The organism is Flavobacterium ammoniigenes (assembly GCF_020886055.1).
Classification (GTDB): domain Bacteria; phylum Bacteroidota; class Bacteroidia; order Flavobacteriales; family Flavobacteriaceae; genus Flavobacterium; species Flavobacterium ammoniigenes.
In genome coordinates, this window is the sequence record NZ_AP025184.1 from 1890646 (window position 1) to 1907555 (window position 16910).

The following is a 16910-nucleotide window of genomic DNA, read 5'->3' on the forward strand; positions in this document are numbered from 1 at the left end:
AAGTCTTATTTTTGACTAAATTTAAATCGTTATGAAAATCCAATCGGTACTTCTATTATTTTATATTTTTTTAATCAGTAGTCCACTATTGGCTCAAGCCAAAAAAACAATCCCGGCTAGTCAAATTGAATTTCAGTCACCAGAATACGTAAACAAAATGTACTATTTAGCCAGTCATTATGGCAAATACCAAACATTATTAGACTCCGTAAAAGGAAATTCTGAAGGCCAATTAGTCTTTAAAAAAAGTCAAAAATATGTAGAAGGCATTTATATGTTGGTCACTCCCGACAAAAAAATAGAATTGGAATTCATGATGGATGCCAACCAAAAATTTAGTATCCAAGTTACTAACCCAACGGATAAAACAGTAGCCATAAGCAATTCTATTCTAAACCAAGATTTCAATGCGTTCAATTCCTTTTTCAAAACCAAAATGGAAGGAATAAAAGCGTTAGAAAAAAAACTGGCCGATAAAAAAACCAAACAAGATAGTGCTATTGTTATTCAAGATTTGAAGAAAATTCAAAGCGAAATCAATCTCTATAAAAACAATTACATTCAGGCGAATCCCGAAAATACGTTAGCCTTGTTATTTCGAATGAGTCAACCTATTGATAATTTTTTGAACAAATCGGCCGAAGAAAAATTAGCCACTAAAACCGATTCTATTGCCTATTTGAAAAAGCATTTTTTTGACGGTATTAATTTTAAAGACAATCGTTTGTTGCGCAATCCCTTTTTAGAAAACCGCATCACTACCTATTTCAACACATTTGTTCCTGTGACACCTGAAGCAGTTACTGCTGAAATCAACCAAGTTTTAAATCAAACTGATCTTCCTAACGGAGACGTTTTCAAATACCTAAGCCTCCATTTTGTTGATTTGTATGCCGAACCAAAAATCATGGGAATGGACCGCGTGTTCATTAATATTTACAATACCTATTTCAAGAACAAAGAGTACCCTTGGCTACAGCTCAAACAAAAAGAATTCTTTAAGTTCAAAGTGGCGAGTATCAAAGATAATTTAGTGGGCGATAAAGGACGTAACTTATTCATGCTAACCCAAGATCAAAAACGAATTGATTTGTATGACATTAAAGCCAAATACACCATCGTTGCTTTTTGGGATCCTACTTGTGGGCATTGTGCTACCGAAATTCCAAAAATGCACCAATTGTATGAAACCGAATGGAAACAAAAAGGAGTTGTCGTTTTTGCCATAAATAACAACACCAATGAAATGGTAAAATGGAAAGAGTTTATTGAAAAAGAAAAACTATCCGATTGGACTAATGTATATCCGGCTCCAGTAGTGACCGGAAATTATACTAAAGAAGATGTCGATTTTCAAACCTTGTACAATGTGAGACAAACTCCTGTGATCTACCTTTTGGACCAAGACAAAAAAATTATCGCTAAAAAAGTAGGTCCCGAAAACTACACTAAAATCCTAGAGCAATTGGAGAAGAAAAAATAAAATTATTTAGTTTAAATTTATCCCCTTCATAAAATAATAACATTTAAAAAAATTAATTGACACTGATTAATAATTAATCCAAACGTATTAAAGTTTATCACTAATTGAAACACTTAACTCTTCAAACCTTAAATTAGTCCAATAACTTCGATAAGATGTAAATCCTCCAATTATTTTATTCTTTTGATAAATTGTACCGTTAATTGTTGTACGAGCACCAGAGGTTTGTGTTTCTATATACAAGTATATGTACTTTTCTTCTTTTACAACCTTGTTAAAATCATTACAATCAACAGAGAAACAACACTCCTTAATATCTTGTGGACTCAAAACAGTGTACCCTCTTTTTATTAAATTTTTTAATAGTTTATTTGAGAGAATGTGAGAATATTGGTCGTCTTCTGAGGCATCAATAACATGATCGTTATATATTAATTTTAGTTCATACGCTTTATTCAAATTAGTGGTCAAATAAAAATCTAAATGTTTGTCTTGAGCAATTGTAAAAAATGGCACTAAAAATAAAAGAAAATACTTCATACTCTATTAATTAAAAAAGAGCATACTAATTCTAGTATGCTCTTATATTTTTTTAAAACAAATTATTTTTTTAATTGACCTAATCTAGAAGTGGTTTTAACAGTCGATTTTTTGTAAATAAATCCAATTCCTAAAAAAGGGCGAACAACTTTAGTTTCAAATTGAGGGTACAATGCTACATCATAGTTAGGATTTTTTTTCATTAATTCATACAATGAATAACTTGCTGTTTTATCTCCTACAAAATTACCAATTACTGGTATATTAGATGCGTTCACAGATAAAGTAGAACCATCGTGATCAATTGATCCTGATTTTTGATTAAATAGTCTTGCAAAATCGATTCCGAAGATTTTAGTCGTTGATGCTGTTGCAGAAAGTTGATCAGAAATGTTAAAATCATTTTTTGAAAGTTCTAAATGTGTATTTGGTTCTCTCATTGAATTGTGCAAAGAAGTACAACTTGTAGAAAAAATTGCAATTGCACCTAAAATTAATAATTTGTTTTTCATAATAGTTAATTTATAATTAATAAATATTTAGTCAAAAATAACTTACATTATTAACAAATCATATACCTAGATTTAGTGATATTTTAAAATACTTTAATTTGTAAATTCATTTTAAAAAAACCTTTACACTACAACTCCTCTTGTTTCAAGATAGCATTACTCACATATAATTAGTTAATAACTTTTCTTTACAAAACACTTTTTAATTACGTACTTCTGAATTAATTTTGGAGGACTATGAAATTAAAACCGCTGCATACCACTACTACCCTTGAGTTTTACACTCCTGATTTTTCAACAGAGGCACGACTACCCTATGTTGACGCTGGTTTGCGCGCTGGTTTTCCATCACCCGCTGACGATTTTATTGAATTGTCTATTGACATCAATAAAGAATACATCAAAAATAGAGACTGTACTTTTTTTGCCAAGGTAAAAGGACATTCCATGAAGAATGCCGGAATCTATGATGGCGATTTACTCATCATAGACAAAAGTTTAGAGCCTCAAAACGACAAAATTGCGGTCTGCCAAATTGATGGTAACTTTACAGTAAAGCGCATTAAAATTGAACACAATATAGTGTGGCTTATTGCCGAAAATGAAGATTTTGAACCCATCAAAGTCACTCCCGAAAACGAATTGATTATTTGGGGCATCGTAACCGCATCCATCAAAAAATTCTAATGTTTGCACTCGTAGATTGTAATAATTTCTATGCCTCTTGTCAAAGGGTATTTGAACCGCATTTAATTGGAAAACCAGTAGTGATCCTTTCCAATAATGACGGTTGTGTTATTGCGCGTTCCAATGAGGCAAAAGCACTGGGCATTCCAATGGGTGCACCCGCTTTTCAATTGGAGTCGTTATTTAAAAAAAATCAAGTGCATGTCTATTCTTCCAATTATGCACTCTACGGCGACATGAGTAGTCGAGTGATGAATCTCCTTACTACCTTCACGCCTGAAATTGAAGTATACAGTATCGACGAAGCCTTTTTAAAATTCAAAGGATTTGAATTGTTCGACTTGGAAGAATACGGAATCAAAATGCAACGTACCGTTACTAAAGGCACCGGAATTCCTGTAAGTATTGGTTTTGCACCCACAAAAGCATTAGCAAAAGTGGCCAATAAAATCGCTAAAAAGTTTCCGGAGCGAACTCAAAGCGTCTACGTAATTGATTCGGAAGAAAAGAGAATCAAAGCGTTGAAATGGACCAAAATTGCAGATGTTTGGGGCATTGGACGACGCTATGCCAAACGGCTAGAATCACTCAATATCAAAACGGCTTATGCTTTTACGCAATTATCAGACGATTGGGTACGCAAAGAAATGTCGGTGGTAGGTCTACGATTAAAGCGTGAATTGGAAGGAAAACCGACCTTAGATTTAGAAGAAGCTTCCAATAAAAAAGCCATTGCTACCACGCGTTCTTTCGAAAAAACTTACAGTACTTTGGATCAAGTTTCAGAACGAGTAGCCACTTTTACAGCCCATTGTGCCGAAAAAATACGAAAACAACAAAGTCAGTGCAACCTAGTCATGGTCTTTGTAAAAACCAACGGATTTAATCCTGATGCACCACAATATTCCCGAAGTATTACCATTAAAACAGATTACCCAACCGATTCCACTATCGATCTCAACCGCTATGCACAAATAGGATTAAAAGCCATTTTTAAAGAAGGATATCAGTACAAAAAAGCAGGCGTAATTTGTATGGGGTTAACCCCAAATGCAACGGTGCAATTGTCCTTGTTTACCACTGCCAATCCAAAACACCAACCCTTAATGCGCGTGGTAGACCGACTCAATCATTCCATAGGAAAAACCGTAGTACGTTTTGCAACCCAATCTATTGGTAGACAATGGAAAATGAAACAAGAAAAACTATCCCAACGCTATACTACCAATATCAAAGAAGTAGTAGAAATTGAATTGTAAAACTAACTTATTAGGTTTATTCAAAAACAAAAAAACCTACTGTTTCCAGTAGGTTGATGATTAGAGCGCAAATAATTTAAAATCAACTCATCCCTATTTATACGATTCAAGCAAATACACAAACATTTTTCTCGCAGCAATTTTCTTCCGATATTGAGTGATAATGATTGGTTTATTAATTTTTTCAAATGATTTAGAGTACAATTCATTAGGATTTGAAAACGTATTTGAAAATGTAATAAAATAGGCATCATCCCCTTTTTTTAGTTTTTCTCGATAGTTATTTAACCAAGCGTAAGTATGGATATCCTCCAGTTTACCCAGCCCCACAAAACTTAAATGCAAGGGTTGAGCAATATAATTATCAATATGGGCCGCTGGAAACCATTTATTGTTGACTATAAATTTTGTAGTGGTCGTACCGTTCTTCAAATTTGCTTTATAAATAGTATTAAATTCTGATTTAAAATAATCCCATTGGTACATATCTAAAGTTACGTCTCCCTTACCTAAATTATCAGATTGTTTACTTCCAATAGTTCCTGGATAATTATTGATAATTACAATTCCAGAAAAAATAATTCCAACTGTAAGCAGCAATGAAGCATTTACCATTATTGGGAATTTATTTTTTTTATCTGAAGATATACTTAACACCATTGAAGTGATAAGAATCAAACTCACAAAAGCGGGACCGGACCAATGCGGTAATGTATCTCTAAAAAAGGAAATGAAAATCAGTATAAATACCAATGGCAAACTTGTTATAAGTAATAATCGTTTAATAGGCTGATCGATACTGTATTGATTCAAGTAGAGACCAATCAATGCAGATACAATCAAAATATAATTTAACGGATTATTATACAAAGCTCCTCCTAAAACTTCTCTGAAAAAACTATTAAAATTGAAACCTCTATCTAAAGTGACACGATTGCTATGAAAAGTATAGGTAATAAAATGGTTTTCGATATTCCAAATAAGAATTGGAGAAACTATCACTATTGAAATTAAAACAGACAGATAGAAGAACTTATTAAAAAGTAAAGTTCTTTTATAAAATAGCACATACATCGCAAACCCAATCCATAAAAATAAGCCATGAATTTTACTCATTATACACAAACCTGCGAAAAAACCGAAGAGAATTAATTTGTAATTCGTTTGATTAGAACTTTCAGTGACTATTTCAATCAATAAATAAATACAGATAATCCAAAAAAACAATTGGGGTGCATCAGGTAAAATAAATACTCCTGCAATAATACTAGTGTAAATTGAACTTGTAAATAACAATGTCGCTATAAATCCCGTAGTTTTGTTTTTTAATTTACAACCAATCACATACATCAAAAAGGTATTGATGGCAGCTAAAAGTATAGGGCCCAACCTAACAAAAAATGCATCGGTAAAAAATAGATTAAAAGTAGTTAAACGAATCAGCAAGGCAACCATTGGTGGATGATCAAAATAATTCCATTGCAAATGTTGAGCATAGGTCAAATAATATACCTCGTCATTCCCTAAATCAATTGAAGTAGCCAAAACTATTCGAATTAATGTAGCGATTACAATCAACCAAATGATTTTACTTTGTTTGAATATCATCCAGAAATTATTTAAAAGTGTACCAATTATTAGCTCCAAAATTCCATATAAAAACAATCAGGGTGATTATAATTTTGGAAAGATAAAAATTTGTTTTGGTGTAGGTTTGAAGTAAATAAAGCAATAGCATATTAATTCCAAAACCAATCAGCGCAATGAGTAAAAAGCTAGTAAATTGCGCCCCTATATTGGAGTCGGAATTTTGAAAAGTATACAGTCTATTAAGAATGTAATTATTGGAAACAGCCAAGATAAACCCCACTGAATTAGCAAAATATTTATTGAAATGGAGCTTTTCTTTTAAGAGCCAGGTAATAAAAAAATCGATAACTAGTCCGCTTGCACCAACTAATCCAAACTTTATAAATTTAATGTAAAACATCAATTGACGAGATTTGAGTTGGTAAAATCAGTTTGTTTTGTCAATTTGAATTTGTCTTGAATTCGTTTTACAAGATGAGCACCTTTACTTTCAAACCATATCACAGAAAAAGTGCCAAAAACTAGTCCAATAAGTCCTCCTACAAAAACATCAATTAAAAAATGATGTGCCAAATAAATTCTAGAATACCCTGCCAAAGCTGCAATTATAATGGAACTATAGCACACCCATTTTCTTTTACAATAAATAGAAAGTACTGTAAATAATGCAAAAACAGATGACGAATGCCCAGAAGGAAAACTATTAAATCCTACCCTACTATTTGAAAAAGTATCCAAATACAATTTGTAATTATGAAGTTTAAAATACAAACTAGGACGTGGTGCATGTATGATTACTTTGAAAAATTGGGCTAATAAGCCCGAACCCAAATAAGCTAAAAGTAAAATAAGAACAAGATTGCTGTGCTTCTTAAAAAAAATTAAAACCACTACACAAACTAACAATGTAAATACGCCATCACCCAAAAAAGTGATGCCATTGAAAATTAAATTTAATGTTTTAGTATGAAAGCTATTCAAAAATATAAATCCTTCAACTCGAGATACAAAACTTAAAAAAAGAGTGGTAATAATTATTATTAGTAAACTTAAACTATAAAAAAGTTTGTTCTGTCTAATTAGTCTATAAAATAAATTCATTTATTTAGCCTTTAATTTTATGTAAAATTAACCTCCTAATGAGACTCTTACATCAACTAAATATTATATAAAAGTGAACTTAAAATAATCTAAATATTAACTATGTAAAGTATTTATTAAATAAATTCGGATTCAGAAAAAAAACTATCAAGTATTATAATTTGAAATGTTTTTCTATGGCTCTAATCATTTTTCCGGCAATGTCTTTATTGGTTGCTCCTTCAATTCCTTCAAGACCTGGAGACGAATTAACCTCTAATAACAAAGGGCCTTTGGAAGAACGAATTATATCTACTCCCGCAACTTTAAGATTCATGGCTTTAGCAGCTTTAATTGCAATTCTTTTTTCATCTTGTGTAACTTTCACCACAGATGCGGTTCCACCTAAATGAATGTTAGCTCTAAATTCACCAGGTAATGCTTCCCGTTGAATAGCCGCTACAACTTTGCCATCAACTACAAAACAGCGAATATCTTTCCCGTTGGCTTCTTTTATAAATTCTTGGACAAGTATATTAGCATTAATACTTTTGAAAGCATTGATAACACTCTCAGCAGCTTTTTTAGTTTCTGCTAAAACTACTCCTTTACCCTGAGTACCTTCTAATAATTTAACAATCAAAGGGGGTCCTCCTACCATGGTAATCAAATCATCTGTATCGAGTGGAGAATTTGCAAATCCTGTAGTTGGAATGTCTACACCATGATTTAACAATAACTGTAAACTATACAATTTATCTCTAGATTGTGTTATTGCGCTGGACGAATTCAAACAAAAAACTTTTAATGCTTCAAATTGTCGCGTTAGGGCACAACCATAAAAAGTAGCGCTAGGTCTTATTCTTGGAATAATTGCATCAAATTGATTTAAAATCTTACCGCCTCGGTAATGAATTTCAGGTTTTTTGGCATCCAATTTTATATAACATTCTTTAATATTTAAAAAATGCATTTCATGGCCACGCATTTCACCCGCTTCCATAATTCTCTTATTACTATACAATTCAGGATTACTTGCCAAAAGACCAATATGAAGCCCTGATTTTTCTTTTACAGCACCTTTGTAAACTTCTGTTAAGTCTTCTTCAGTTGGTGAGTCTAATAAATATTGTTTTTCAGGATCAACTACTACTCGACCGATCATTGCTTCTCTACCTAGTAGCATTCGGAAACCCATTGAATCTCTATTGGTAAGGGTCATTTCAATCTCCCAATTTTGATCACCCAACTTAAGGATAGTTTGAATAACATAACGTTGTTCTCTATATCCGCTTGAACTTTTAACAATGCGCTTATCAATTAAAGGTGCTTCACAATGAATTATTGTGCGCACATTATTTTGAATGGGATTGATATCAAATTTAACCCAGTTGCTGTCATTTTTAACAAATGGAGCAATATTTATAGCATGAAGTGCAGAAGTTTTTGCGCCAGAATCTACACGAGCTTTAATTGCTGGTATTCCTAATTCAGGAAAAGAACACCATTCTTCACTTCCAAGAACAACTTTATTATCAGACATAGTCAACTTTTAAAATAATTAATTTGGTACTAAACTGCAAAAGTCTACTAAATGATAGAAATTACAAATAATTCATGTTATCATAATGTAACCAATTTGTTATTTTTGCTAAGGTGGGTGTAAATTAACTTTAGTCTAATTAAGTACCTATTTTGATGAGGTTGAAAATCAGTATACACCAAAAGGCAAAAAAAATCGGGACTAGTGTCCCGATTTTCTATTCAACTACTTTTTAGATTTTGCTTTCGCTTTTTTCTTTTTTGTTGCTGTTTTTTTCTTTGCTGCTTTGGCTTTCAATTTCATTTTAGCCTTTTCTTTCTTCGCTTTATCTTTTTTCTTTTTCTTGGCTTTCTTTTCTTTTTCTTTTTGCTTTGATTTAGCTACAGCTTGTTTTTCTTTTTGCTTTGCTTTTTCTTTCTTTTCTTTTTCGGTGATTTTCTTACTCATCTTCTTTAATTTTTTTATATTTTTTTCATCTAATTTTTGGGTATCACTTGTAATCAGTGTAGCCTCTGCAGGATTTTCCTCTAGATGTGCAGATTCAATTGTGTTGTTTTCTTCCATAATATTGTTGTTAATTGTGCTAATGTTAAGTAAATGTTACGCAAAGGTAAATTAAATATTAAATACCCAATGTTAAGTTTTTGATTTGAATGAAAACTTAACATTGAAAATGAATTCATTTGAATAAAAAAAGCGCAATTACATTGGAATTGTGGTAACTATACGAATCCAAAAAAGAAGTAAGAAGAGAAATTAACTTATTGATTTCAAGAAGATTATAGAATCAATATAAAATAAAAAATGACCTTAAAAATGAATTTAAGGTCATTGGTTCAACTTGTGAGCGCTATAGATTTAAAATCGAACCAACTAATTGATTTCATGAAGGTTATAGGTTCAATATAAAATAACCATAATCGTGAATTGAAAATATCTAGTATATTAATTAAGAATCCCTAGAGGTGTAGCTATCGCATAAGGAAAAGGCTGTGTCTACCGATTCTAAGTGCCACTACACCCTAAGAAATAATTACTAACGACAAACACCACAAGTACCGCCATTTTTGGCACAATGCTTACAGTATTTACAGTTTTTACACGCCTTACAAATAGCAGAACCAGTACACTTACCACCTGAAGAGTGATACATTGTAAATCCCATAGCTATAGCGCTAATTAATAATCCAAAAACAATTGATTTTTTCATATATAAAAAAATTACAATTAGGTTTGCAATTTCTCACTAAATACACAACCGATAGTACGGTTTTTTGAAGAAAAAAGTACGGTTTTTTTTTAAAGAAATTAACGTCAGTTCGAGTGATTTTTACCAAAAAATAACCCCAAATAACCCACCTAAACCACAAACCGACATTCAATTCGAGTCCCCTTCCCCGGTGCACTCTCAATATGCAAATCTGCTTTTACCAATCGGGCACGTGTTTTCATATTCGAAAGACCAATCCCTTTAGGAATTACGGCAGCGTCAAATCCCTTGCCATTATCAACGATAATCAAGAGCAAAGTAGCACTATCGGGTTGAGAAATAGTCACCGAGCATTCCATAGCATCCGCATATTTAACAACATTAGACAATCCTTCCTGGACAATTCGGTAAATCGTAATTTTAACTAAACCCGAAATAGACTCCCAGTTAATTTCAGGAGTGCTTTCAAAATGCAAACTCGTTTTGGTTGTGGAACTAGCTTGTTGTACACATTGAGCTAAAAGTACAGCAAAATCAAAATGAGATGCCACAGCATCAGTATGTAAATCGTGTGAGATAGCTCTAATATCATGTTCTATAACTTGAAGACTATTTATTTGATCTAGTCTTTTTTCTTCTGCCTCAATATTAGTGATTGAGTTAAGCATCCCTAATTGTAAACGAGTGCCATAAAGCCGATTCATCACATTATCGTGCAACTCTCTAGAAATTCGATTCTGCTCCTCCTTTTTAGCCTCATTAAGTGCAATTTGAGAAGATTGCATCAATTCGAAAAACTCCAACTCTGCCTTCTGCAACTTTTTTCTATAAGCAATCTCTTTACGTTGACTTACTACATAACGAATACCTAAAGCAACTATTAAAACCACTACCCCAAAAATCAAATACAAATTTCTGCTAATTAATTCTTTATTCGCATCCTCTAAAATAGCCGTTTCATATTCAATTCGAGCGTACTTATTCCTGTTTTTGCGTTGAACTTTAGTAAGGCTATCACTTACAGCAATATACCTTTTATCATAAGAGGATGTATTCGTTTTATCTATTTTAGAAAGAAGCTGCAAATTAACTTTGACATCATCAGTAGATTTCAATTTTTCAGCTAATTGAAGAGATTCCTTTAAATAGTGTGTCGATTGAATGGTGTCTTTAACATCAAAATAGTACTTACCTAAATTGTGTAGCTTATAAACAACACTAGATTCAACCCCGATTTTACTTGACAGAGATAAAGCTTCTTTCATCATAGCCTCACCCTCTTTTAAATGCCCTAATTTGGTTTTAACATAGCCTAAATTGCCAATTACAGTGGCATAGTCTTTGGGCCATTTTACTTTTAAGTCCTCAGTTAAAACTGATTCTAATTCTTTTTCTGCTTTGGAATACTGAAACTGCTTTTCATTAACACTAGCAATATTTACAGACAAAGAAACTTTATAATTGTTCTTTATCTCAAAATCATTTTCATCTTTTTCTAGTCCATTTAATAATTCCTGAGCAAGTAAATAATATTTTAATGCATAATTATATTCTTCCAATTTTTCAAAATCAGAAGCAATTAAATTATAACAAGTAAATAGTAGTTCATCATTATCAATATTCTTCAAAAACTGTAATGCTTTAAAAACTTGAATTTCACTTTCAAGATAATTTCCATCATAAAATAATAAATAGGCTTTATTAAATAACATCCTTCCAATTCTTTCTTTATTACCTAATAAACGATATAATTTTTCAGCTTTTTGATAATAAAAATAAGTACTATCCTTTTGAGTAAGTTCATAACAATCTCCAATATAATACAAAGACTTAGCAATTGACATAGTGTCTTTAACCTCAGATGATAATTGAAATACTTTATTGCTAAGGTTAAGCGATTTTTGAAGTCGATTTAAATAATAATACTCTCCAGCTAAATGAAATAAAAGACGACGGGTTAAAGAATCGTTCGAAAGCGACTTTGATATTAGTTCCAAAGAATCCAAATATTCTTCTTTTTGCTCAGAATTGAATTGGTTATATTTTTGAGAATGAATAAATAAAAAATCAGATGTGTTATTTTTGGAACAAGAAATAGCAACAAATAAAATCAGAAATAATAAAAAAAGCACTAATTTCTTCAAAATATTTTTGTTCAAAAATAATAAAAAAAGACCATGTAAACATGGTCTTGAATATTGTAATTAACCCTTTGTTTTAGGTATGATTAATTCTCCCGCAACCTCCGCACTCACATTCGTCGGCTTGACCACCGTCTTTTCGGGACTAGCCGCTGGGTCTCCAGGTAAGGCATCTGCCGTACACGATTGTAAAACAATACTAAAAACAAATAACACTACTAATTTTGATACAATTGGGGTTTTCATAATAAATCATTTAAGGTTTAGAAATAATATCCTAGCCGTGCTTTCTGGGCGCAGCGATTCAATTGATTATTCTGAAAAGAAGGGCGGTCTTTCTCAGAGCCGTTTTAGCATCCTTACCCTAGGCTAAAAACAACAACTAAAGCTTTAATTCCATTGATTGGATAAGCCAAATGTAGTATGGAGAAATAAGTAATGCTGAAAAATAAAGTCTTGATTAGCAAGTGGTAAAGTAGCTGTAGCAAGTAGACAGCTTTTCTGAGTAAGTTGCAAAACCTTAGCTAAGAAATTCGTATAATTATTGTAGTTATATTGTCTTTGTATGTTCTTGAAAAAGGTAAAGCAATCTCATTATTCAAAAGATAACACTGACTCTTACCTAAATTGATTCGACTTACATGGTCTACATTGATAACATAACCGTGGTGAATCCTAAAGAAATAAAACGGTAATAGTTTCTCGAAATGTTTTAAAGTTTTGAAAGCGGTAATCACCTTTCCGGATTGCAAATGGAAATCAGTAGTATTGTTGTCTGCTTTTAAATACACAATGTCTTGTGCTTTTATAAAGTGGTAATCTCCATTGGACTTAATCGAAATTTTATCCGCATACAAGGACGTATGTGTCTTTTGGTAACGTAGTAAGCACTTACGCAATTCATTCGCATCAATAGGATGTAACAAATACCCAGACACCCCTCGTTGATAGGCGTCAAATGCTTGGTCTTTGGAATTACTTAGTACAATAATGGTAGGCAATACATCTAAAAATTCATGCAATTCACTTAACAAAGAAAGTTGGATAGCGTTTTCAGAGAGATTTGAAGCATCACTGATATTCATAAATACAACATCGGGCTTTAATTCCAATATTTTATTGATGCCTTCGGTTCGATTAGCACAGACTGCTACACACAAAAAAGCATCATGAACTTTTATCATTTCTAATGTAGGTTCAATGATTTGAGACCCATCTATTAGCACATAAGAAAATTGCATTTTTGTTTGCAATTTAAAACCTACACAAATTCAAATTTTACGGGAAACCGTAATATTTTAGATAAATTTTGAGTAGGTTTGAATGTTATTAGTCATAAAATAATCACACGATGAATATTCTTATTGTAGACGACCATCCTTTAATTGTAGATAGTTATGTAACACTATTATCTGCAATCGATTCCAACGAGAATACTAATTTTCACTTAGCCTACAATTGTAAACAAGCGTACGAAAAAATAAATGTTTTAAAGGCTAGTGATACACTATTAGATGTTGCTTTTATTGATGTAAACCTACCACCCTATGAGGAAATGAATTTGCGCTCTGGTGATGAAATAGGGAGTCTGGTTAAACAACGTTTTCCTGATTGTAGCCTTGTAATAATTTCCATGCACTGTGATCCAGTTTGGGTAAATCGAATTGCAAAAACACTCAATCCATTAGGATTCATTTCAAAAAATGATATTAATTATAAAAGCTTTCCCTCTATCATGGAAGCTATTACAAACAAAGAAACTTATTATACTGCTTCAATTCTAGAAGCGCAAAAAGAGTTTATAATTAAGAATATCCATTGGGATGAACATGATAGTAAAATAATTCAACTAATTGCCGACGGAGTTAAAACAAAAGACCTCACTAAATACATCCCACTATCTTTAAGTACCATAGAAAAGAGAAAAGCCAATCTCAAAAAGCAACTCATTTTTAAAGGAGGCACTGATGCTGAACTAATAGAACGTGTTAATAATTTAGGATTGTTTAGCAGTCCAGTAAGTTTGAGCAATTAATTACTCCCCTACTTCTCCTTTAATCTCACCAAAGAGTAAACTGTTCAACTGAATACATCAAACCAAGTTAGGATTTGTGTAGTTTTCTATGCTATTTTTTAATTGAAAGCCTTTCTTCTAATTAAAGCAATATAAAATTTCGGCTAGTTAAACTTTTACTCAAAGCTGTTTTTTGCAAATTCAATACATGTCCATTTGAATTATGAATTGAAATTAGGATTCCAGATGATATAATTCTTTATTGTTAATTCAATAAAAATGAAAAGTCGTTTTACTCTATCAGCCATAAAGAACTAAACCGTAAAAATAATCATGAAAAACCGTAAAATTTATTATTGAGATAAAACGATTTTTGTAAGTAATGAAAAAATGTTGCGTCATTTTAATACTATTAATAGGACTTAATATTATAATAAATTGATATTCGCATGTTTTTAAATTATAATTTGACGCAATGCATGTATTGGTGTGTTATGCAACATTTTAAAGAAGACACAACAAACTAATGAAATATATAAAAGAGTCATTTTCAAAATTTAAAAAAGATGTCCTTTCAAAGGTCTTTTATGACATAATGAAATATTTTTTCGGTACTGTCATTTTAGTGGCAATTTTGAAGTATACACCTATTGTAAATGAAAAACTTGAATTAGAAGTTTCACTAACTATATGGACAATTATTATACTATCATTAATTCTCACTGGAGTAAGTATTACAATTTCATTCGTACTTTTCAACAATAAATTCAAATCAATTCAAGCTAAAAGCCGAATTGATGAGTTAACTGGACTTAAAAATCATAAGGCGTTGGAAATAGACTTGGAAAATTTAGAGAAAAGCCGAGATAGTAAAGAAGAACCAGTCTCTATCATTTTATTTGATATTGACGATTTTAAAAAATTCAATGATGACAATAGCTATGAGATAGCAGACAAAATTCTTACGAAACTTGGAGGTCTTTTAGCAAAGGATAGTCGTATAACGGATGAAACATATAGGTATTTTATGAGAGGTGATGAATTTTTAATCATAGCTAGACAAACCTCGTTATCAAATGCACAAATTGCAGCAGAAAGGAAAAGAAAACTAATTGCGGACTCCTCATTTGAAATTGACGGAAGTAATTTTAAAGTCACAGTTTCTTGTGGTGTAACTGAATTTAATAATGGCGAACTAAAAACTAATGTCCTAGATAGAGCAAGTAAAGCTCTACAAAACGCCAAAAAGAAAACAAACAAAAATTGTACAGAAATAATAGTTTAACATATGGCAAAATATTCTGAGGATACATTTACGAGTTGGACCAAGCCTCCGAGCAAAAGTGTACAAACAAGACTTGAAACATCTGAAAGGATGGTTCGTGAGGCTATTAGCGAGGACAAAAAACTTAGCAAAGAATCTACTGAAACCTTTGGGCAAGGGTCTTATGCAAACGACACAAACGTAAGGCTAAACAGCGATATTGATATTAATGTTAGATACACTGGTGGATTTTACTATGACTTACCAATAGAAAAAACTAAAGAAGATTTCGGACTCACCACTCCCTCAAGTTATTCCTATTCTGAGTTCAAGGACGATGTTGAAACTGCGCTTGTAAATAAGTTTGGTCGTGACCAAGTAAAACGCAATGACAAATGCATAACAATTAAAGGAACCGCACAAAGAGTTCAAACGGACGTAGTTCCAACCTGGGATTATAGGCGTTATTCAGCAGACGGAAGTTATGTTTTGGGGTCAAAGTTTAAAGCAGATAGCGGAACTTGGATTGTGAATTTTCCAAAACAACATATTGAGAATGGAATTAAGAAAAACACAAATACACAGAGAAGATTTAAAAGATTAACTCGACTTCATCGAAAGTTGCGCTACAAAATGAAAGATGATGGAGTTTCTTTTAATGGAAATATCACGTCTTTTCTTCTAGAGTGTTTGGTTTGGAATGTTCCTAATCGAATAATGAATGATTACGATACTTGGACAGACAGATTGAAGCAGTCAATAATTTATATTCACGAACAAACTAAAGAAGAAAGCACCTGCAAAGAATGGGGTGAAGTTTCGGAATTACTTTATTTGTTTCATAGTGGTAGAAAATGGTCAAGAGCAGACGTAAACGAATATATGGTTCAACTTTGGAAATACTTAGAATTTTAGACTATGGTAAAACATAACATCAGAATTTTTGCTTTTGCAATCTTAGGACTTGCGTTTATTGTTTATGCGACAATTTTCCTATTAACTCAAAATCTCGACAGCATTGACTTTCACAAAGCAATTACACACGTTTCGACAACAATTTCTATTAATATAATTCTATGGATGATTTTTATTGCTTGGGGATGGAAGTTAAAAATATTTTATCCTTGGCTTGTTCCATTTCCAAACCTTTCTGGTGATTGGGAAGGAACAATAAAATCGAATTGGAAAGAAAAAAAACTTGAACCTATTCCGATTGAAGTTTCAATTACCCAAAACTTTTTCAATGTTCAAGTGCGCATTAAAACAAAAGAAAGTCGTAGTTACAGTATTGGTGCTTCGTTTGACATTGACAATGAGCGAGGCTTCCAACAGCTATTTTACACTTATCTAAACACCCCGAAAGCAGGGGTTAGAGAAAGAAGTGAAATTCATTATGGCTCGACAATTTTAAACTTTGATGGATTTAAGGTCACAAAAATGGATGGAGAATATTGGACAGATAGAGAAACGACTGGAGAAATCACATTGACCAAGAAAAACGTTGCATGACAGGCGGTTGGCTCAATGGCAGTTGATCTGGTTAGTTGAACATTCTACCTCGCATCAACTTTTGAGGTGTATTAACAG

The 16910-nt window shown here is 32.1% G+C and carries 17 protein-coding genes; 7 read left to right on the forward strand and 10 right to left on the reverse strand.

Annotated features, from left to right (window positions below; genetic code table 11):
- The first annotated feature begins 31 nt into the window (after nucleotides 1-31).
- Nucleotides 32-1483 (forward strand): redoxin domain-containing protein, encoded by a 1452-nt coding sequence (locus LPC21_RS08690; protein WP_229316777.1) that lies wholly within the window; start codon nucleotides 32-34, stop codon nucleotides 1481-1483.
- Nucleotides 1484-1570: 87 nt separating this feature from the next.
- On the opposite strand, the gene LPC21_RS08695 is transcribed toward LPC21_RS08690, so the two are convergent.
- Together LPC21_RS08695 and LPC21_RS08700 are read right to left on the reverse strand one after the other, a co-directional pair.
- On the reverse strand, nucleotides 1571-2023 hold the full coding sequence (locus LPC21_RS08695) for a hypothetical protein (RefSeq protein WP_229316778.1): 453 nt from the start codon (nucleotides 2021-2023) through the stop codon (nucleotides 1571-1573).
- A 62-nt stretch (nucleotides 2024-2085) separates the two neighbouring features.
- The gene (locus LPC21_RS08700) at nucleotides 2086-2535 is read right to left on the reverse strand and encodes a hypothetical protein (protein WP_229316779.1); all 450 of its coding nucleotides are present in this window, start codon (nucleotides 2533-2535) and stop codon (nucleotides 2086-2088) included.
- 237 nt (nucleotides 2536-2772) lie between these two features.
- On the opposite strand from LPC21_RS08700, the gene LPC21_RS08705 reads away from it, so the two are divergent.
- Together LPC21_RS08705 and LPC21_RS08710 are read left to right on the forward strand one after the other, a co-directional pair.
- On the forward strand, nucleotides 2773-3222 hold the full coding sequence (locus LPC21_RS08705) for a LexA family protein (protein ID WP_229316780.1): 450 nt from the start codon (nucleotides 2773-2775) through the stop codon (nucleotides 3220-3222).
- Nucleotides 3222-4481, forward strand: coding sequence for a Y-family DNA polymerase (locus LPC21_RS08710; protein ID WP_229316781.1), 1260 nt, complete (start codon nucleotides 3222-3224; stop codon nucleotides 4479-4481). Before LPC21_RS08705 ends, LPC21_RS08710 begins: the two co-directional genes overlap by 1 nt.
- Nucleotides 4482-4574: 93 nt before the next feature.
- Here the strand turns inward: LPC21_RS08710 and LPC21_RS08715 are convergent, their stop codons facing one another.
- The 8 genes from LPC21_RS08715 to LPC21_RS08750 all read right to left on the reverse strand — a co-directional run bounded on the left by LPC21_RS08715 (nucleotide 4575) and on the right by LPC21_RS08750 (nucleotide 13286).
- The gene (locus tag LPC21_RS08715; RefSeq protein WP_229316782.1) at nucleotides 4575-6089 is read right to left on the reverse strand and encodes an ArnT family glycosyltransferase; all 1515 of its coding nucleotides are present in this window, start codon (nucleotides 6087-6089) and stop codon (nucleotides 4575-4577) included.
- Nucleotides 6090-6096: 7 nt separating this feature from the next.
- Nucleotides 6097-6471 carry a GtrA family protein gene (locus LPC21_RS08720; protein WP_229316783.1) on the reverse strand — a complete coding sequence of 125 codons (375 nt, stop codon included), beginning with the start codon at nucleotides 6469-6471 and terminating at the stop codon, nucleotides 6097-6099.
- A complete protein-coding gene (locus LPC21_RS08725) occupies nucleotides 6471-7052 on the reverse strand; it encodes a phosphatase PAP2 family protein (protein WP_229316784.1) in 582 nt (193 codons plus the stop codon). The genes LPC21_RS08720 and LPC21_RS08725 overlap by 1 nt, the downstream gene beginning before the upstream one ends.
- Before the next feature lie 274 nt (nucleotides 7053-7326).
- Nucleotides 7327-8694: a 30S ribosomal protein S6--L-glutamate ligase gene (rimK, locus tag LPC21_RS08730; RefSeq protein ID WP_229316785.1), complete on the reverse strand. Its 1368-nt coding sequence runs from the start codon at nucleotides 8692-8694 to the stop codon at nucleotides 7327-7329.
- 225 nt (nucleotides 8695-8919) lie between these two features.
- The gene (locus LPC21_RS08735; protein WP_229316786.1) at nucleotides 8920-9258 is read right to left on the reverse strand and encodes a hypothetical protein; all 339 of its coding nucleotides are present in this window, start codon (nucleotides 9256-9258) and stop codon (nucleotides 8920-8922) included.
- A gap of 795 nt (nucleotides 9259-10053) precedes the next feature.
- Nucleotides 10054-12048, reverse strand: a complete 1995-nt coding sequence (locus LPC21_RS08740; RefSeq protein ID WP_229316787.1) for a tetratricopeptide repeat-containing sensor histidine kinase — start codon at nucleotides 12046-12048, stop codon at nucleotides 10054-10056.
- Nucleotides 12049-12108: 60 nt separating this feature from the next.
- Entirely contained in the window at nucleotides 12109-12291 is a 183-nt protein-coding gene (locus LPC21_RS08745) for a hypothetical protein (protein ID WP_229316788.1), read from the reverse strand.
- A gap of 278 nt (nucleotides 12292-12569) precedes the next feature.
- Nucleotides 12570-13286 carry a LytR/AlgR family response regulator transcription factor gene (locus LPC21_RS08750; protein ID WP_229316789.1) on the reverse strand — a complete coding sequence of 239 codons (717 nt, stop codon included), beginning with the start codon at nucleotides 13284-13286 and terminating at the stop codon, nucleotides 12570-12572.
- 110 nt (nucleotides 13287-13396) lie between these two features.
- Here LPC21_RS08750 and LPC21_RS08755 point away from each other — a divergent pair, with 110 nt between their 5' ends.
- The 4 genes from LPC21_RS08755 to LPC21_RS08770 all read left to right on the forward strand — a co-directional run bounded on the left by LPC21_RS08755 (nucleotide 13397) and on the right by LPC21_RS08770 (nucleotide 16832).
- Nucleotides 13397-14080 carry a response regulator gene (locus LPC21_RS08755; protein WP_229316790.1) on the forward strand — a complete coding sequence of 228 codons (684 nt, stop codon included), beginning with the start codon at nucleotides 13397-13399 and terminating at the stop codon, nucleotides 14078-14080.
- A gap of 505 nt (nucleotides 14081-14585) precedes the next feature.
- Nucleotides 14586-15344, forward strand: coding sequence for a GGDEF domain-containing protein (locus LPC21_RS08760; RefSeq protein WP_229316791.1), 759 nt, complete (start codon nucleotides 14586-14588; stop codon nucleotides 15342-15344).
- A 90-nt stretch (nucleotides 15345-15434) separates the two neighbouring features.
- Nucleotides 15435-16238 (forward strand): nucleotidyltransferase domain-containing protein, encoded by an 804-nt coding sequence (locus tag LPC21_RS08765; RefSeq protein ID WP_229316792.1) that lies wholly within the window; start codon nucleotides 15435-15437, stop codon nucleotides 16236-16238.
- Between the two features lie 3 nt (nucleotides 16239-16241).
- The gene (locus LPC21_RS08770) at nucleotides 16242-16832 is read left to right on the forward strand and encodes a Cap15 family cyclic dinucleotide receptor domain-containing protein (RefSeq protein ID WP_229316793.1); all 591 of its coding nucleotides are present in this window, start codon (nucleotides 16242-16244) and stop codon (nucleotides 16830-16832) included.
- Nucleotides 16833-16910: the final 78 nt, after the last annotated feature.